This is a genomic window from Paracoccus onubensis (genome assembly GCF_003591515.1).
GTDB lineage: Bacteria > Pseudomonadota > Alphaproteobacteria > Rhodobacterales > Rhodobacteraceae > Paracoccus > Paracoccus onubensis.
Map to the genome: position 1 here is coordinate 1 of NZ_QZCG01000025.1, position 19,540 is coordinate 19,540.

The 19,540-nt window shown below is 65.2% G+C and carries 2 protein-coding genes; both read left to right on the forward strand.

Annotation, left to right across the window (positions count from 1 at the left end):
* The first annotated feature begins 16 nt into the window (after positions 1-16).
* Entirely contained in the window at positions 17-13,861 is a 13,845-nt protein-coding gene (locus D3P04_RS22575) for a non-ribosomal peptide synthetase (RefSeq protein WP_269902633.1), read from the forward strand.
* Positions 13,854-19,540 (forward strand): non-ribosomal peptide synthetase (locus D3P04_RS22580; RefSeq protein ID WP_119752145.1); only part of this gene is annotated, 5,687 nt, incomplete at its 3' end. The genes D3P04_RS22575 and D3P04_RS22580, both read left to right, overlap by 8 nt.

A 19,540-nucleotide genomic window follows, 5' to 3' on the forward strand; every position in this document is an offset into this window, starting at 1 on the left:
GGCGACGCTGCTGCGCCTGTCGAAGCAGGATCATGTGCTGCTTCTGGTGCTGCATCACATCGCCGCAGACGGCGCCTCGATGGCGCCGCTGGCCACGGACCTGTCGGCGGCCTATGCCGCGCGACTGCAGGGCCGCGCCCCCGGCTGGCCGCCCCTTCCGGTGCAATATGGCGATTACACGCTGTGGCATCGTGAATTGCTGGGACAGCGCGACGATCCCACATCGCGATACGCCACCCAGCTCGCCTTCTGGAAAAAGGCCCTCGGCGATATCCCCGAGCAGATACAATTACCCGCAGATCAAAGCAGACCCCCAGTGCCAACATATCGGGGAGCGGCGCTGAACATCACTCTGCCCGCCGCCCTGACGGCACGGATGCAGGCGCTTGCCACGGCGAGGGGTGCGACGCTGTTCATGCTGTTGCAGGCCGGTGTCGCCACGCTGCTGTCACGCCTTGGCGCGGGACGCGACATTGTTCTGGGAACCCCGGTCGCCGGAAGGACCGAGCCTGGTCTGGACAATCTGATCGGCCTGTTCACCAATACTGTTGTCACCCGCGTCGATCTGTCGGGCACGCCATCGCTGGACATGCTGATCGAGCGGCTGCGCGAAAACGGAGTCGCCGCGAGCGATCAACAGGATCTGCCCTTCGAGGAACTGGTCGAGGCGCTGAATCCCACCCGCTCACTGGCGCATCATCCGCTGTTTCAGGTGCTGGTCGCGTTGCAGAACAACGCCGAACCGCATTGCTCCCTGTCCGGCTGCCGGATCACCGAGGTTCCGCTGGATATCCATCACTCGAAATTCGATCTCAGCTTCGATTTCGCACCGATTGCGGGCGGGAATGAGGACGGGAATAAGGACGGAGGCGGGTTGGCACTGGCCATCGAATATGCCACCGATCTGTTCGATCCCTCGACCATCGCCATGCTGGCCAGCCGACTGGAGCGGCTGCTGGAGGCTGCCTGCGACGATCCGTCCTGCCCGCTGGCCGATATTCCGCTGCTGACCCATGCCGAGCGGCAGGCACAGATCAAGGCCGATCGCGCCGTTATCCGCCGGCATCCCGATCTGCGCCTGCCCGCGCTTGTCGGGACGGCCGGGCGACCCGAAGCGCCCGCCGTCAGCGACGGAGAGCACAGGCTGAGTTATGCGGAACTGACCAGCCGCGCGAACCGCTTCGCCCGGATGCTGCTGGCAAGGGGCATCGGCACGGACGATATTGTCGGCATCGCGACCGAACGGTCGAATGACATGCTGGTGGCAATGCTGGGATGCCTGACGGCGGGGGCGGCCTATCTGCCGCTGGACCCGGACCACCCGACTGATCGCCTGACGCATATGCTGGCAACGGCACGGCCCTCGCTGTTGCTGGGCACCGAGATGTTGTTGCACGATCTGGGCGCGCAGGGCGCATTGCCCGAGGATTGCGGGCAACTGATCTCGCGCGACCTCGATGCCGCACTGGCCCCTCATGACAGCCGTCCCGTCACCGACGAGGAACGCCGCCGCCCGCTGGCGGCTACAGACACGGCCTATATCATCTTTACCTCGGGCTCGACCGGGCAACCCAAGGGCGTGATGATCCCGCATGGCGCGCTGGAGAATTTCCTGCATGCGATGGCGGACCGGATCGGTATCACCTCCGCGGACAGGCTTGCCGCAGTGACGCCGATCACCTTCGACATCGCAGGGCTCGAAATGTTCCTGCCGCTGATCGCCGGGGCCAGTCTGACCATCCTGCCGCGCGAGACAAGTGCCGACGGCGCGGCTCTGGGGGCGTTCCTGGATCATCAACGGCCAACGGTCATGCAGGCCACCCCGGCGACCTGGCAAATGCTGCGCGAGGCGAATTGGCAACCGGGCGACGATCTGACCATCCTGTGCGGCGGCGAGGCGATGCCGCAGGATCTGGGCGACTGGATGTCCGCTGCCGCACGCGCGGTATGGAACATGTACGGCCCGACCGAGACCACGATCTGGTCGCTGATGGAGCCTGTCCGCCCCGGCCAGCCGATCCGCATCGGCAGCGCCATCGACAATACCCGGTTGCGCATCGTGGACGACCGTCTCCGCCCGGTGCCCGACAATGTACCGGGAGAATTGTGCATCGCGGGCGAGGGGCTGGCGCAGGGTTACCTGCATCGCCCCGATCTGACGGCCGAACGCTTCGTTCCTGATCTCTTTGGTTCAGCCGAGTCGGGCGCGCGCATGTACCGCACCGGCGATCTGGTGCGTCGCCGTGAAGGCGTATTGGAATATCTGGGCAGGCTCGACCATCAGGTGAAGATCCGGGGCTTCCGTATCGAATTGGGTGAAATCGAGGCCGCGCTGTCGGCCGTCGGCTATCCGCGCAATGTCGTCATGGCTCTGGACGGGCCGGGCGGCGCATCGCTGCTGGTCGCCTGGATCTGCGGCACCGATCCTGACAGGATGGGGAATGACAGCACCGCCATCCGCGCCGCGCTGGCCCGGCTGCTGCCCGATTACATGATCCCCTCCGCCTTCATCGCCATGGATGAATTCCCCCTGACCCCGAACGGCAAGATCGATCGCAAGGCACTGCCGCATCCGGATCTGACCTTGGGTCAAGCGCTCTACCGGGCTCCGCAAACGCCCGCAGAGATCGCCATCTGCTCCTGTTTCGCAGAAATACTCGATTGCGAGCGGGTCGGACTGGATGACGATTTCTTCGCGCTCGGCGGCCATTCGCTGCTGGCCACAAGACTCGCCAGCCGTATCCGCAGGACCCTGAACGCCGAAATCCCGCTGCGGCTGCTGTTCCAGCACCCCACCCCTGCGGCGCTGGCGCGACAGTTGGGGCAGCCACGGGCCGCCCTGCCGCCGCTGATCCGACAGGACCGACCGGCACAAATCCCGCTATCGGCAGCGCAAAGGCGGCTGTGGTTCCTGCAACAGCTGGAAACGGATAGCGGGGCCGAGGCGGCAGCCAGCTACAACATTCCGATGCGGCTCGATCTTGAGGGTGCGCTGGACAAGGACGCGCTGCGCCTTGCCCTGAGCGACCTGATCGCCCGGCATGAAAGCCTGCGCACGCGGTTCCCTGAACAGGACGGTGAGCCGTTCCAGCAGATCGGCGAGGATACGGCTCCTGCGTTCGATCTGATCGCAACCACGTCCGACACGCTTGAGGCCGAACTGGCAAAGGCCGCGCTGCACCGCTTTGACCTGGCGATGGAAACACCGCTACGCGTGACCCTGTTCGACAGCGGCGACAACCGGCACAGCCTGCTGCTTGTGCTGCATCACATCGCCGGGGACGGGGCTTCGATGGGCGTTCTGGCACGCGATCTGTCCGTCGCCTATACTGCCCGTCTGGCAGGGCATGCACCGGAAACGGCACCGCTGACGGTGCAATATACCGATTATACGCAATGGCTGAATCAGGTAATGGGCGATCCTGCCGATCCCGCCAGCCGCCTGTCACAACAGATGGCATGGTGGAATCGCGCATTGGAAAACCTGCCGCAATTGCACAGTCTCCCCACTGACATGCCGCGCCCGCCTGTCGCCAGCCATCGCGGCGCGTCGGTCTCCTTCCGTATTTCTGTCGATTTGCAGGCCGATCTGGCACGGTTTGCACAAGCGCAGGGCGTCACGCCATTCATGATCATCCATACGGCTCTATCTGCGCTGCTGACCCGGCTTGGTGCGGGCGAAGATATCGTCATCGGCACCCCGGTCGAGGGCCGCAACGATGCCGCGTTGGAATCGCTCGCCGGAATGTTCGTCAATACGCTGGTATTGCGTGCCGACACCTCGGGCGATCCCGGTTTTGCCGATCTGCTCGCGCAGTTGCGCGATCGCGACTTATCTGCGTGGGAACATCAGCAACTGCCATTCGAACAACTGGTCGAACGGCTGCACCCCGTCCGCTCGCTGTCGCATCATCCGCTGTTCCAGATCATGCTGGCGGTCCAGCAGGGCCGGCCACAACCGGTCGAACTGCCGGGCCTGACAGTACAGGCCCGCGATGCCTCGGCCGCCGTCGCGCGTTTCGATCTCAGCCTGCATCTGTGGGATATCCCCGGCGAGGGCATCGATGGCGAACTGGAATATGCCGTGGACCTGTTCACCGAAGCCACCGCGCAGGCGATGGTCGCACGCTTCCAGCGATTGTTGCAGGCGGCAATGGCCGATCCGGCCCGTCCAATCGGAGATATTCCGCTGCTGGATACGGACGAGACAGCGCAGCTTGCGCATCTGGGCCAGGGCGGGCAGACCACACACCCGGACACCGATATTGCTGCGCTGTTCGAAACACAGGCGCGACTGACGCCCGAGGCGATGGCGCTGGAAGGCCCGGACGGCACGCTCAGCTATGCCGCGCTGGAAGCCGAGGCCAATCGTATCGCCCATCATCTGCAAGGCATGGGCGTCGGCGATGGCGATGCGGTGGCGATCTGCACGCATCGCGGCACGCGCATGGTCGCGGCGATCCTTGGTATCCTTAAGTCCGGCGCGGGCTATATCCCCCTGGATCCGGACTATCCCGCCCGCAGACTGGATCAGGCGCTGGAGGATGCGCGTCCCGCCGTGCTGATCGTGACGGCAGCGCTTGCCAAAAACCTGAACCCGGCCCAGGGCACCCGGCTGCTGCTGTCGGATGAACCGCAGCCAGCATGGTCCGGCGCACCCGCGACCCTTCCGCACCGCGACCGGAACAATCCCGACCGACCGGGCTACACGATCTTCACCTCGGGTTCGACAGGGCGGCCCAAAGGCGTGGTGATGCATCAGCGCGCATTGGTGAACCTGCTGGAATGGCAGTGCCGTACCCTGCCCCTGCGTCCCGGAGCGCGGGTGCTGCAATTCGCGGCGCTCGGCTTTGACGTTGCATTTCAGGAAATCTTCAGCACGCTGGCCTCGGGAGGCTGCCTGTGCCTGCTGCCGCAGGATCAGAACCGCGACATCGACCTGCTGTCCCGGCGCATCGCCGAATTACGGGTTGAACGGGTCTTCCTGCCTTTCATGGCGCTGAGCCATCTGGCCGAGGCGCTGGAGCAACATGATACATTTCTGCCCGATCTGCGCGATGTGATCACGGCAGGCGAGCAATTACGCCTGACGCCTGCCCTAAGGGCAATGTTCATCGCCAATCCCCATTGCCGGCTGCACAACCATTACGGCCCAACCGAAACCCATGTCTGCACTGCCTGGAGCAGCAGCGGCGATCCCGCCCTGTGGCCCGATCTGCCGCCGATCGGCAGGCCCGTCGACAATTGCCGCTGTCTGGTGCTGGATACCCGGCGCCGTCCCGTTCCCGCCGGCGTTCCCGGTGAACTGTATATCGCCGGTGCCTGTGTCGCCGAGGGTTATCTGAATCTGCCCGAGCAGACGCGGGAACGATTCCTGCCCGCATCCGACGCGGCGGATCAGCGGATGTATCGCAGCGGCGATCTGGTACGCTGGTCGCCCGACGGGGCGCTGGAATATCTGGGCCGGATCGACACTCAGGTAAAGATCCGCGGCTTCCGCATCGAACCGGGCGAAGTCGAGACCGCCATCGCCCGGCAACCCGGAATCAAGGATGTCGCCGTAATCGTCCATGACGATCCCGCGCGCGGCAAGCAACTGGTCGCCTATGCGGTCGCAGAACCGGGAGGCCGGATCGAAGCGCAAGCGATCCGGGACGCGCTTGGCCAAAACCTGCCCGATTACATGGTCCCGGTTGCGGTAATCCCGATGGACAGCCTGCCGCTGACCCCCAATGGCAAGCTGGACCGCCGCAACCTGCCCGCACCCGAATTGTCCCGCAGTCAGGGGCGCCCGCCACGGACCGAAAGCGAGGTCGCTCTTTGCGGTCTGTTCGCCGAAGTGCTTGATCTGCCGGCGGTCGGGATCGACGACAATTTCTTCGATCTCGGCGGTCATTCGCTGCTGGCGACCCGGCTGTTCAGCCGGATCCGCAACCAGTTGCAGACCGATCTGCCGATCAGAGCGCTGTTCGAGGCTCCGACCGTCGAACAACTGGCCCGCCGGCTGAAGCCCGGCACCGGCAGGGTGCGCCCGCCGCTGCGGCCCGTCCCGCGCAGCGAAACGCCGCCGGCCATGTCCTTTGCCCAGCGCCGCCTGTGGTTCCTGCAACAACTGGACGAACATGGCGCAACCTATAACATCCCCGTCGCATTGCAGTTCAGCGGACAACTGGACCCGGATGCCCTGCGTCCAGCCATCGGCGATGTCATCGCCCGGCACGAGATCCTGCGCACCACCTATCCCGCAGGAGCGGAACCCCGCCAGAAAATCGCTCCGCAGATGGCTCCGGTGCTGGAGATCGTCGAGACCGAACCCGGTCATCTGGATCGGGCCGTGGCCGACGCCGCCGGTCATGTCTTCGATCTTGCCGACGAAGGGCCGCTGCGCGTCACCCTGATCCGCACCGCCCCGGACAGCGGCGCACTGGTCATCCTGCTGCATCACATTGCGGGCGACGGAGCCTCGATGGCGCCGCTGGCACGCGACCTGTCGGCGGCCTATGCGGCGCGCTGCGCGGGGCAGGCGCCCGACTGGACGCCGCTGCCGGTACAATATGCCGATTACGCGGCATGGCAGGCCGATCTGTTCGGCGAGACGGACAGTCCCGACAGCGAAGCCTCCCGTCAACTGACCTTCTGGCGCGAAACGCTGGCCGACTTGCCCGACGAGCTGGCATTGCCATTCGCCGCACCGCGCCCGGCTGTCGCCAGCGGCTGCGGCGGGCAACTGGTACTGGCGCTGGGCGGCGAAACCCATGCCGCGCTGCTGGATCTCGCGCGCCGGCATCGTGCCACACCCTTCATGGTATTACAGACAGCGCTGGTCGCGATGCTGCGGCGACTGGGCGCGGGCGAGGACATACCGCTGGGCAGCCCGGTTGCGGGCCGGACCGATCCCGGCCTTGAGGATCTGGTCGGCTTCTTCGTCAACACGCTGGTCCTGCGGACGGATGCCGGTGGCAACCCCCGTTTTGCGGAGTTGCTCGAACGCGCCCGCCGCACCGATCTTGCCGCGTGGGAGCATCAGGATTTGCCCTTCGAGGAATTGGTCGAGCATTTGCGCCCGTCGCGTTCGCTTGCCCGTCACCCGCTGTTCCAGGTTCTCTTGCAGGTCCAGAACACGGCCCGCGCCAGCCTGACGCTGCCCGGAGCTATGCTGCACCCAATGGATCCCGAAACCGGCAGCGCCAAATTCGATCTGGCCTTCCATGTCGCCGAGAACACCGATGCAACGGGTCGCCCTTCGGGGCTGGAGATCACGCTGGAATATTCGGACGATCTTTATACCTCGGACAGTGCCGGTCGGGTGCTTGCCAGCTTCCGCCGGTTGCTGGAAGCCGCTATCCGGGACCCTCAGGCACGACTGTCCGACCTGCCGGTGATCGATCCGGCAGAGGCAGAGGCGCTGATCTCGGATTCCGGGCTGGATCTGCGCGATTTGCCGGTGCGCCCGATCCCCGGCTGGTTCGAACGAATCGTCGATCAACATGCCGACGCGACGGCCCTGATCGCCGATGGACACCCCCTCAGCTATCGTGAACTGGACGAACAGGCCAACCGCATTGCCAGGGCACTGATCGCACGCGGCATCGGGACCGAGGACCGCGTGGGGCTGATGCTGCCGCGTTCGGACATGATGATCGCGGCGATGATGGGAATCATGAAGGCGGGGGCCGCGTTCGTGCCGCTGGATCCCGACCTGCCAGCCAAGCGTCTGGATTATATTGCGGGCGATGCCCGTCCGCGCGCGATCCTGACACTGTGCGGACTGGAAAACCGGCTGCCACGGGCAGAAAACCTGCTGGTGCTGGACGATCCAGAAGACTTTGGCGCCGAGATCACCGCCGCCAAAGCGTCGCGAGTGACCGATGCAGATCGGCCCGGACGGCTCGATCCGCGCCATCCGGCCTATGTGATCTACACATCTGGCTCGACCGGACAGCCCAAGGGGGTCGTCGTGCCACATTCGGGGTTACCGGCACTGACCGTGGCGCAGATCGAACGCTTCGGCATTACGCCCGGAAGCCGGGTGCTGCAATTCGCCTCGATCAGCTTCGATGCCTCGGTAATGGAGGTGATGATGGCCTTTGCCGCCGGAGCCACGCTGCTGCTGCCGCCGGCGGGGCGGGTACTCGGCGACGATCTGACCCGCGCCCTGACCGATGGCCGCATCACCCATGCGCTGATTCCACCAAGCGTGCTGGCGACGCTGGACCCCGCGCTGCCATGGCCGGAAACAGTGATCGTCGGCGGCGAGCCATGCCCGCCCCATATCGCCGCCGCATGGTCCTCGGAACATCGTCTGGTCAACGCCTATGGCCCGACCGAGATCACCATCTGTTGCGCCATGAGCCCGGTTCTGACCGGAGGTTCGCCGGTTTCTCCGCCGCTGGGCAGACCGAATGTGAATGCCCGCATCTACATTCTGGACGACATGTTGCAGCCAGTGCCTGCGGGCATCCCCGGAGAGTTGTATATCGGCGGCGACGGCGTGGCGCGCGGCTATCTGGGCCGGCCCGGCCTGACGGCGGATCGCTTTGTTGGCGATCCGTTCCGGCCAGGCCAGCGCATGTACCGCTCGGGCGATCTGGCCCGATGGCGCGAGGATGGCCAGATCGACTATCTGGGCCGTACCGATACGCAGGTCAAGATCCGCGGCTTCCGCATCGAGCCGGGCGAAATCGAGGCCGCCATCGCCCGCGCCGGCTATCCCGCCAACGCGGTGATCCTGCGAGAGGACCAACCTGGCTTGCGCCGATTGGCCGCCTATATTGCCGCGCCGGAACTGGATGCCGGGGCGTTGCGGGCGGAACTGGTGGCGGGACTCCCCGACTGGATGTTGCCCGCATCCTTTACCCGGCTGGATGCACTGCCGATGTCTGCCAATGGCGCCAAGCTGGACCGCAACGCGCTGCCGATACCGGAATATGACATCGCCCCCAGCCAACCGCCCCGCGATGCAACCGAGAAAGAACTGGCCGATCTGTTCGCCGAACTGCTTGGTCTGCCCACGATCGGCACCGGCGACAGCTTCTTCGAACGCGGCGGTCATTCGCTGCTGGCCACCCGGCTGGTCGCCGGGATCCGCGACCGGACGGGCGTTTCGTTGCCGATCCGCGCCGTGTTCGAGACCCCGACCGTCGAGGCACTGGCGGAACGCGTACGCAGCACTGCCCCGGGCACCGATGCGCCAGCCGCACTGGCACCACAATCGCGACCCGCGCTCGTGCCGCTGTCCTTTGCTCAGGCGCGACTGTGGTTCCTGCATCAGTTCGAAGGGCCATCGGCCGCCTATAACATTCCGCTCGCCCTGCAACTGACCGGTGCGCTGGATGCCGACGCGCTGGAGGCGGCGCTGAACGATCTGCTGGCGCGGCATGAAAGCCTGCGCACCCTGTTCCCCGCCGAGGATACCGGCCACCAGCTGATCCAGTCGCCCGAAGCCGCGCGGCTGAAGCTGACCCGCCTTGAAGCTGACGATTCCGATCAGGCATTGAAGCTGCTGCGGACAGAGGCTGCGCACTCCTTTGATCTGGCCTCGGAACTGCCGCTCCGCGTTTCCCTGATCGCCACGACCGGGGACCGGCATATCCTGCTGATCCTGCTGCATCACATCGCAGGCGATGGGGGGTCGATGGCTCCGCTGGCGGCTGATCTGTCACGCGCCTATGCCGCACGTTCAGCAGGGCATGCGCCGGACTGGACGTCACTGTCGTTGCAATATGCCGATTACGCGCTGTGGCAGCGCGACCGGCTGGGAGATGAGGACGATCCCGACAGCGCGATGTCGGCCCAGATCGCCTATTGGCGCGAAAGACTGGCGGGATTGCCTCAGCAACTGGAGTTGCCAGCCGATCTTCCGCGTCCTGCCATGGCCAGTCATCTCGGTGCGCATTGCCCGCTGGAGTTGCCCGCCGATCTGCACCGGCAGCTTGCCGCGCTTGCCGCAGCTCATGGCTGCACGCTGTTCATGGTGCTGGAGGCCGCGCTGGCCGCCACGCTGGCCCGGTTGGGCGCAGGCGAGGACATCGCCATCGGCACCCCGGTCGCCGGTCGGACCGAGGCCGCACTGGACGACCAGATCGGCCTGTTCGTCAATACGCTGGTGCTGCGCAACGATCTGTCGGGAAATCCGCGCTTTACGGATATGCTGACGCAGGTCCGCGCCGATGCGCTGGAAGCATATGAGCATCAGGACCTGCCTTTCGAGCAACTGGTGACATTGCTGAACCCCGAACGGTCACTGTCGCATCATCCGTTGTTCCAGGTGATGCTGTCACTGCAGAACAACCGCGAAGCCATGTTGGATCTGGGCCCTGTCGGGGTCGAGATGCTGGATCTGGAGCTGGACATCGCCAAGTTCGACCTGAATTTCAACCTGGCGGAGTTGACCGACGAGACAGGTCAGCCCGCCGGCATCACCGGCACGCTGGAATACGCGGCGGATTTGTTCCTGCCCGAGACGGCGCGGATGATCGCGGATTGCCTTGCCCGTATGCTCCATGCGGTGGCCGAGGATCCGCGGCAACAGGTCATGCGCCTGTCCCTGCACGATCCCGCGCGGCTCACGCCGCCATCCGCAACGCCTGAGCGGCCCCGCACCCTGCCCGAACTGTTGGCCGATGCGACCGCACGGCCCGACCGCACGGCATTGATCGCCGAAGACACCGAGATGAGCTTTGCCGCACTCGCCGGTCATTCGAACCAGTTGGCGCGGCTGCTGGTCGGCCGCGGGGTCGGACCGGGGGATCTGGTCGGGCTGGCGCTGCCGCGCGGGACCGAACTGATCGTCGCGCTGCTTGCGGTGGTCAAGGCGGGCGCAGCCTATGTGCCGCTGGACCCCGATTATCCGACCGAAAGACTGGTCGCGATCATTGACGACAGCGCGCCGAAACTGATCGTGACCGCAATGGAGGTCGAGGACCGGCTGCCCGATCAGGCCGATCATCTGAAGATGGTCATCGACCGTGGCCCGGTGATGATGCGCCGCGAAGCCATGTCGGCCGAACCGCTGCATGCAGCCGAGCGCCTGCGCCCCCTGCGCGAGGACGACCCCGCCTATGTCATCTTTACGTCCGGCTCGACAGGCAGGCCAAAGGGTGTCGTTGTACCGCAGCGCGCTGTGTCCAGTCATATGGGCTGGATGCGCGACAGTTTTCCGCTCGGTTCGGAAGACCGGGTGCTGTTCCGCACCTCACTGAATTTCGACGCCGCCGAATGGGAAATCTGGCTGCCACTGATCTGCGGCGCCGGGATGGTGATCCTGCCCGACTCGCTGCGGCTGGAACTGGACCGCATCCCCGGCTTTGCCGCCCGCAAGGAGGTGACGGTCATGCAGGTGGTGCCCTCGATGCTGCCGCCGATGCTGGATGCGCCGGAACGGCCGCGCCTGCGCTGGCTGTTCTCGGGTGGCGAGCCGCTGTCCGAGGCGCTGGCACGGCGTGCGGCTTCGGTCTGGGGAACCGAAGTGGTCAACCTTTATGGCCCGACCGAAACCACCATTCAGATCACGGCCGCCAACCTTTCCGACACACCGGTCACCGCAGGCAGCGAACGCGCCACCATGCCGATCGGTCAGCCGGTCGAAGGTGCGCAGGCGCTGGTTCTGGATCCCTGGCTTCAGCCCGTCCCGCCCGGTGTGCCCGGAGAATTATATGTAACCGGCGCACAGGTCGCGCTTGGCTATCTGGGTCAGGCGGCGCAGACGGCAGAGCGTTTCATCGCCAGCCCGACCCTGCACGGACAGCGGATGTATCGCACCGGCGATCGGGTGCGCTGGCGGGTGGATGGGCAACTTGAATTCGTCAGCCGCGCCGACAATCAATTGAAAATCCGCGGCTTCCGGGTCGAACCCGGGGAAATCGAGGCCGCGATCCGCCGTGCCGGACATCCGGGGGTCGCCGTGGTCGCTCATGAGATCCGGCCCGGACATCACCAGCTTGTCGCTTATATCGTCAACTCCGATGCCGACGAAGCCGGGTTGCGCAGTCAATTGGCAAAGGAATTGCCCGATTACATGGTTCCTGCCGCCATCGTGCGACTGGACAACCTGCCGCTGACGGCAAATGGCAAGCTTGACCGGCGCGCCCTGCCTGCTCCGCAAGCCGCCGGTGATGCCCCTTCGCAGCGGGTCGCAACCGGGACCGAACGGGTTTTCTGCGACCTGTTCGCCGCAACCCTGTCGCTGGAACATGTCGGTGCAGATCAGGGCTTCTTCTCGCTGGGGGGCGACTCGATCTCGTCAATCCAGTTGGTCGGTCAGGCACGTCGCGCCGGCTGGCGGATCACCGCGAAGGATGTTTTCCAGTATCAGACCCCTGCCGAGTTGGCCCGCATCGCGCTGCCTCTGTCCGGGGATGAGTCCAGGCCGGCGACGGGTGACCCCTGCGGCCCTCTGCCCGCGACGCCGATCATGGCCGAGTTCCTTGCAAATCCTGATCATGGCGATGCCTTCCAGCAAAGCATGTTGCTGACCCTTCCCGAAGGGATCGGGCGTGACGATCTGGTCCATATCCTGCAGGTAATCATCGATCATCATCACGCCCTGCGGCTGACGGTGAACGCGGATGGTGGCCTTGTCATTCCCGAACCCGGTATTTTGCGGGCCGGGGACTGCCTGCATCTGGCCGGAAACCGGCGCCCCGAGGGACCGGATCTGGCAGCGGCGATGACCGAGGCCGCCGAGCGGCTCAACCCGCGCGAGGGAAGACTGGTTCAGGCCGTCTGGTTCCCCGAACCTCGCCGCCTGATGCTGACGATCCACCATCTCGCGGTTGACGGCGTGTCATGGCGGATCCTGCTGCCCGATCTGGCGCAGATATGGGCGGCATTGGCAGAGAGACGAGAGCCCCGCCTGGCGCCCGCGCCAACCTCTCTGCGCGACTGGGCCATGGCCCTGCCCGCTCTGGCCGCGCGGCGGCAGGATGAACTGCCGCTGTGGCAGGAGATGGACGCCGGCGATGCCTTGCTTGGCGGACAGGCGCTGGATCCGGCGCTCGATACTGTCGCCACGCAGCAGAACCTTGTCACCGAGCTCGAACCCGCCGTTACCGGGACCCTGCTGACCCGTGCCGTGGAATGGATCAACGGCGGCATCAACGACGTGCTGCTGGCCGGTTTCGCGCTGGCGGTGGTCCGATGGCGACGCGAACAGGGCAAGGCTGACGTGCAAGCGGCCACTTTCCTGCTTGAGGGTCATGGCCGCGAGCCGATCCTTGACAGTGCGGAAACCGGTCAGACCGTCGGCTGGTTCACCAGCATGTTCCCGCTGCGTCTGCATCTGGACGGCATCGATCCGACCGCGGTGATGGCGGATTCGGACGCCGCTGCACTGGACCAGATCCTGAAATCGGTCAAGGAACAGTTGCGCCGCATCCCCGATCATGGCGTGGGCTACGGGTTGCTGCGGCATATGAACCCCGAGACCGCGCAGGTTCTGGCGCGGATGACACGGCCTGAGATCGCCTTTAACTATCTGGGCCGCTTCGGTGCCCCCGGACAAGCCGGGACCGGCAAGGCAGCGCCCCATGAATCGCAGCCGGACGCCTTCCAGCCTGCCCCCGAGGCTCCGGCCCTGTCAGGCGGGCAGGATCCGCGCAGGGCACTCGGCAACGTCATCGAGATGAATGCGATGACGCTGGACGGCCCTGCCGGGCCCAGGCTGATTACCAATTGGTCCTATGCCGGCAGGTTGATCGGCATCGACCAGATGCGCGCACTGGCCGATGGCTGGTTCGACGCGCTGCGCCGCATCGCGGCCGCCGCCGAAAACGGCGACCGCGCTCCCCTGCTCACCCCGTCTGACGTGCTGGCCGAAATCGACCAGTCGGACATCGAATTTCTGGAGACTCTTTATGCGTGAAGCGAACATCGAAAACATCCTGCCGCTGACCCCGCTCCAGCACGGTTTCCTGTTTCACGCCCTCTATGACGACACGGTGCAGGACAGCTATGTCACGCAGATGGTCTTTGCCATCGACGGCGGGCTGGACGCGGCCGGGTTGCAGGCTGCAGCCCGCAGCTTGCTGCGCCGCCATGCCAGCCTGCGCGCGGCCTTCGTTCATCACAAGGTCAAGGCGCCGGTGCAGGTGATCCAACGCGCCCCCGATCTGCCTTGGCGGGATCTGGATCTGTCCGATGCCGCAGATCCCGACGCCGCGCTTCAGGACGAGATCGCCAGCGACTACGAGCAGCGTTTCGATCTGGCACATGCGCCACTGTTGCGCTTCACCCTGATCCGCATGGCGCCCAAGCGCCATATGCTGATCTTTACCAGCCATCATATCCTGATGGATGGCTGGTCCACACCAATCCTGCTGAACGAGTTGTTCACGCTCTATGATCAGCAAGGCGACCCCGCAGGATTACCACATGTGACGCCCCTTCGCGATTATATGAAATGGCAGACGGAACGTGACGGCGCGGCGGCGCGGGTCGCATGGCGGACCGCATTCGAGGGTTTCGAGGAACCGGCCCGGATCGCCCCCGTCGCCACGAGCGGAGCAGTCCCCCAAGTCATGCATCGGCCATTTTCCGATGCCCTGATCCGCCGGATGCAGGATCGCGCCCGCGAATTGGGCGTGACCATGAACACAATGGCGCAGGCCGCATGGGGATTGGTGCTTGGCCATCTGACTCATCGCCAGGACGTGGCCTTTGGCAGTATCGTGTCGGGTCGGCCCGCCGATCTGCCGGGTATCGAGAACATGATCGGCCTGTTCATCAACAGCATCCCGGTCAGAATGCGCTGGCGCCCGGAAATGCGCATATCCGAACTGTTGCGCAGGCTGCAGGCCGAACAGGCGCAATTGCTTGACCACCAGCATCTCGGCCTGTCCGAAATCCAGCGCACAGTCGGACAGGGAGAGCTGTTCGACAGCCTTGTCGTGTTCGAGAATTTTCCCGTCGGCAGCCCCGGCGGCGGCCCCGGCGGAGAGGATGGCGACGGTCCCGGCGGATTGCGGATCGAGCGGCACTCGAACCACGGCGGCGATACCTCGCATTACGCGGCCAGCATCGCGATCCTGCCGGGCGAGACCTATCACCTGAAGCTTGCTTATCGCGGCGACCTGATATCGGAGCCGATGGCCGAATGGCTGATGCAGGCGCAAATGCGGGCGCTGGACGCATTTGCCGATCCCAAGGACGGACCGGTCGCACGCATCGCCCTGACGCCGCCCGGCGAATTGGCCGCCCGGATCACCCGTTGGAACGACACCGACCGGCCGCATTGCAACGAAACGCTTGCCGACATGCTGGAGGTTTTCGCCCGAGGAAACGATCCCGCGCTGGATGTCGAGAGCGAGAGGCTGAGCCGCGCCGCGCTTCACGCCCACGCCAACCGTCTTGCCCATGAGCTGATTGCGCGGGGCATCGCTCCCGGCGATCTGGTGGGAGTGATGATCCCTCGTTCGACCCGAATGGTCGTGGCGGTGATGGCTGTGCTAAAGGCGGGCGCGGCCTACCTGCCGCTGGATCCGGATTATCCGGCCGAGCGGCTTTCCTTCATGATCCGCGACGCCGCGCCCGCCCTTGTCCTGACCACGCCGAATGTTCCGCACCGGCAACCTGTCGACGGGGTGCCGGTCCTCTGTCTGGACCGTAGCCGGATGGCACAGATCGCGCGCAGGCCGTCGGTTGCGCTGTCCGACGGGCTGCGCCACCGGCCATTGCGGCCCGATGATGCGGCCTATGTGATCTATACCTCGGGTTCGACCGGCACCCCGAAGGGCGTGATCATTCCGCATCGCGGCATCGTTAACCGGTTGCGCTGGATGCAGGAGGAATATCCCCTGTGTGCCGACGACGCCGTGCTGCACAAGACCGCCTTTGGCTTCGATGTTTCGGTGTGGGAACTGCTGTTCCCGCTGGTCAGTGGCGCGCGCCTGGTTGTCGCACGACCGGATGGTCACCGCGACCCGGCCTATCTGGCCGGGCTGATCCGCGACCGGCAGGTGACAATGGTGCATTTCGTCGCCTCGATGCTGGAATTGTTTATCGATGAACCCACCGCCTGTGGCCTGCCGCTTCGCCGGGTAATCTGCGGTGGCGAGGCGCTTGGCGCCGATCTGCTGGTTCGGGCGCGTCAACGGCTGGGATGCGAAATTCACCATTCCTACGGCCCGACCGAAACCTCTATCGGAGTCGCCGCGCATCTGTGCGACAGCGCCGATCATGCCGGACCGGTCCCGGTCGGCCCTCCGGTCGCCAATACCCGCTTTCATGTCCTTGATCGTGAATTGCGCCCCGTTCCTCCGGGTGTCATGGGTGAATTATACATTGCCGGCAGCAGTCTGGCGCGCGGCTACATGAACCAGCCCGGCCTGACGGCAGAGCGTTTTGTCGCCGATCCCTTCGCGTCAGGGCAGCGCATGTATCGCTCGGGTGATCTGGCAATGTGGCGCGCAGATGGCAAGATGGTCATCTGCGGCCGCGCCGATCAACAGGTCAAACTGCGCGGACAAAGGATCGAACTCGGCGAGATCGCCGCCGCCATTTCCAAGGCCGGGTGGCCGCAGAACGCGGTGATCCTGCGCGAGGACCAGCCCGGCCAGCGCCGGATCGTGGCCTATATCGTCCGGCGTGACGGCAAGGATCCCGATCATCAGCATCTGCGCGAGACACTGGACCGCAGCCTTCCCGTCCATATGGTCCCTGCCGCCTTTGTCATGCTGGACGCCCTGCCCAGCCTGCCCAACGGCAAGCTGGATCGCCGCGCCCTGCCAGCGCCCGATGCCGCGCTGGCAGGATCCGCCGCACCCCGCAGCGTGCGCGAACGCGCCGTCGCCGCGCTGTTCGCCGAGATCCTGTCCCTGCCTGCCGATATCGCGGCAGGGCTTTCGGTTGCCGACAATTTCTTCACGCTTGGCGGCCATTCGTTGCTGGCTATCCGGTTGATCTCGCGTCTGCGCAGCGAGATGGGGCTGGACCTGTCCATCCGCAACCTGTTCGAGAACCCCACCGTCGAAACCCTGGCCCGCGTTCTGGACAAGACCGGCAATGCGTCCCCGCGTCCGGCCCTGCGCCCGATGCCCCGCCCCGACAGTTTACCGCAATCCTTCGCGCAGGCGCGGCTATGGACAATCACGCAACTGGAAGGTCCATCCGCCGCATATAACATGGCGATGGCCCTGCGCCTGAATGGCCGGCTGGATAGCGGAGCCCTGCGCGCCGCACTGGCCGACGTCACCGCCCGACACCAAGTTCTGCGCACGGTATTCCCCGATAATGCCCATGCGGTCCAGCACATCCTGCCGTCAGCCGAGCCGGATTTCACACTGCGCGACATTGCGCGCGAAGCGCTGGCCCCGGCGCTGAAATCCGAGGCCGGCCATCAGTTCGATCTGTGCCGCGATCTGCCACTTCACAGCGTCCTGTTCCGCCTCTCGGACCGCGAACACGTGCTGTTGCTGGTGCTGCACCATATCGCAGGCGACGGTGCCTCGCTTGCACCGCTTGCCTCCGATCTGGCCGAATCCTATCGCGCCCATCTGGACGGGATGGCCGCGATCCTGCCGCCGCTGCCGGTGCAATATGCCGATTATGCCCTGTGGCAACGCGAACTGCTGGGCAATGCCACCGATCCCGACAGTCTGGCGGCGCAACAGGAACAGTTCTGGACCTCGGCTCTTGCCGATGCGCCGCAACAGATCACATTGCTGCCTGACCACCCCCGCCCAGCGATCGCCGCCCATCGTGGCGCGCATGTGCCGCTTGCCATCGACGCAGCGACCCATCAGGCGCTGGAGGCGCTTGCCGCGCGTCACGGCGCAACCATGTTCATGGTCCTGCATGCCGCCCTCGCGATGACGATGGAGCGGTCGGGCTGTGGCGAGGATATCGTTATCGGCACCGCTCTGGCGGGGCGTCAGGACGACGCATTGCAGGATATGATCGGCTTCTTCGTCAATACGCTGGCCCTGCGCACCAGGATCGACGCCAGCAAGCCGCTAAGGGAACTGCTGCCCATGATCCGCGATGCCGATCTGGCCGCGTTCGACAATCAGGACCTGCCTTTCGAGCAGATCGTGGACCGGCTGGTTCCCGAACGCTCGCTTTCGATGAACCCGTTGTTCCAGGTGTTTCTGGTGCTGCAAAATGCCACGCAACCGGACATGTCCCTGCCAGACCTGATGGTCGAAGCGCTCGAAGCCGGACACGAAACCGCCAAGTTTGATCTGACCGTCGACCTGGCCGAAAACCGCGATGCGGGTGGGCGGGCACAGGGCATCAGCGGCGTATTGCAATATGACGCCGATCTTTACGAACCCGGCACCGCCCGCAGCTTTGCCGCCCGTTTCGAGCGCATTCTGGATGCACTGGCCGGTCACTCCGACAAGAGCCTGCGTGCCATCCCGATGCTGGACCGCGAAGAGACGGCCCGGCTGCGCGCATTTTCCAGCGGCGCGCCGGTTGCCGCGGATCTGGCCGGACGCGACTTCTTCGGCCTGATCGAAGCCGCCGCAGGCCGCGACCCCGCCGCCCCGGCACTGGATGACGGCCAGCAGGTGATCAGCTATGCCGATCTGATCCGACGCGTCGAAAGCTATGCCGCAGGCCTGCTGGAACAGGGAGTCAGCCCGGGTGACCGGGTTGGCGTCATGCGCCATCGCTCGGTCGATGCGGTGATGTCGATGCTGGGCATCATCCGGGCCGGAGCGGTCTATCTGCCATTGGATCCGAACTATCCGCAGGATCGGCTGGACTGGATCGTAAGTGACGCCCAGCCCGCGTTGGTCCTGGCCGAGCCGGCCACTTGCGACCGGCTGTCCACCAGCGGCACAACTGTCCTGAATCACCTGCCGGTGGCGCGCCACGCACTGCCTCCGGCGCCACGATTGCAGGATCCGGCCTATGTGATCTATACATCCGGCTCCACCGGCCGGCCCAAGGGCGTTGTCCTGACCCATGCCGGGCTTGCCGGGCTGGTAACTGGCCAGCGCGAGGCGTTCCGCATCACCCCGGATGCGCGGGTGCTGCAATTCGCCTCTCCCAGCTTCGACGCGGCCATCGCCGAAATTTTGGTGACATTGGGTTCCGGTGCAACTCTGGTGCTGGCCGATACCGGACAGATGGCTCCCGGCGCAGCTTTGGCCGATCTGGTGCGGCAACGCGGAATTACCCATGCGACGCTTCCACCGGTCGTGCTGGCCGCCATGCAACCCGTCGATCTGCCGGGCCTGACCCATCTGATCACAGCGGGTGAAGCCCTGCCTCCGCATCTCGCAGAGATCTGGGGCAAGGGCCGCCATCTGGTCAACGCCTATGGCCCGACCGAAAACACCGTCTGCGCAACCATGTCGGTCCAGCCCTCGGGCGGGCTTTCCGCGCCCATCGGCCTACCCATCACCGGCAGCGACATTCACATTCTCGACGCGTCCTTGCAGGCTGTTCCTGTTGGAGTTGTGGGCGAGCTGTATATCTCGGGGGCGGGTCTGGCGCAGGGCTATCTGAACCGCCCCGACCTGACCGCCGAACGCTTCCTGGCCAATCCGTTCAGCCCCGGACAGCGCATGTACCGCTCGGGCGATCTGGCCCGCTG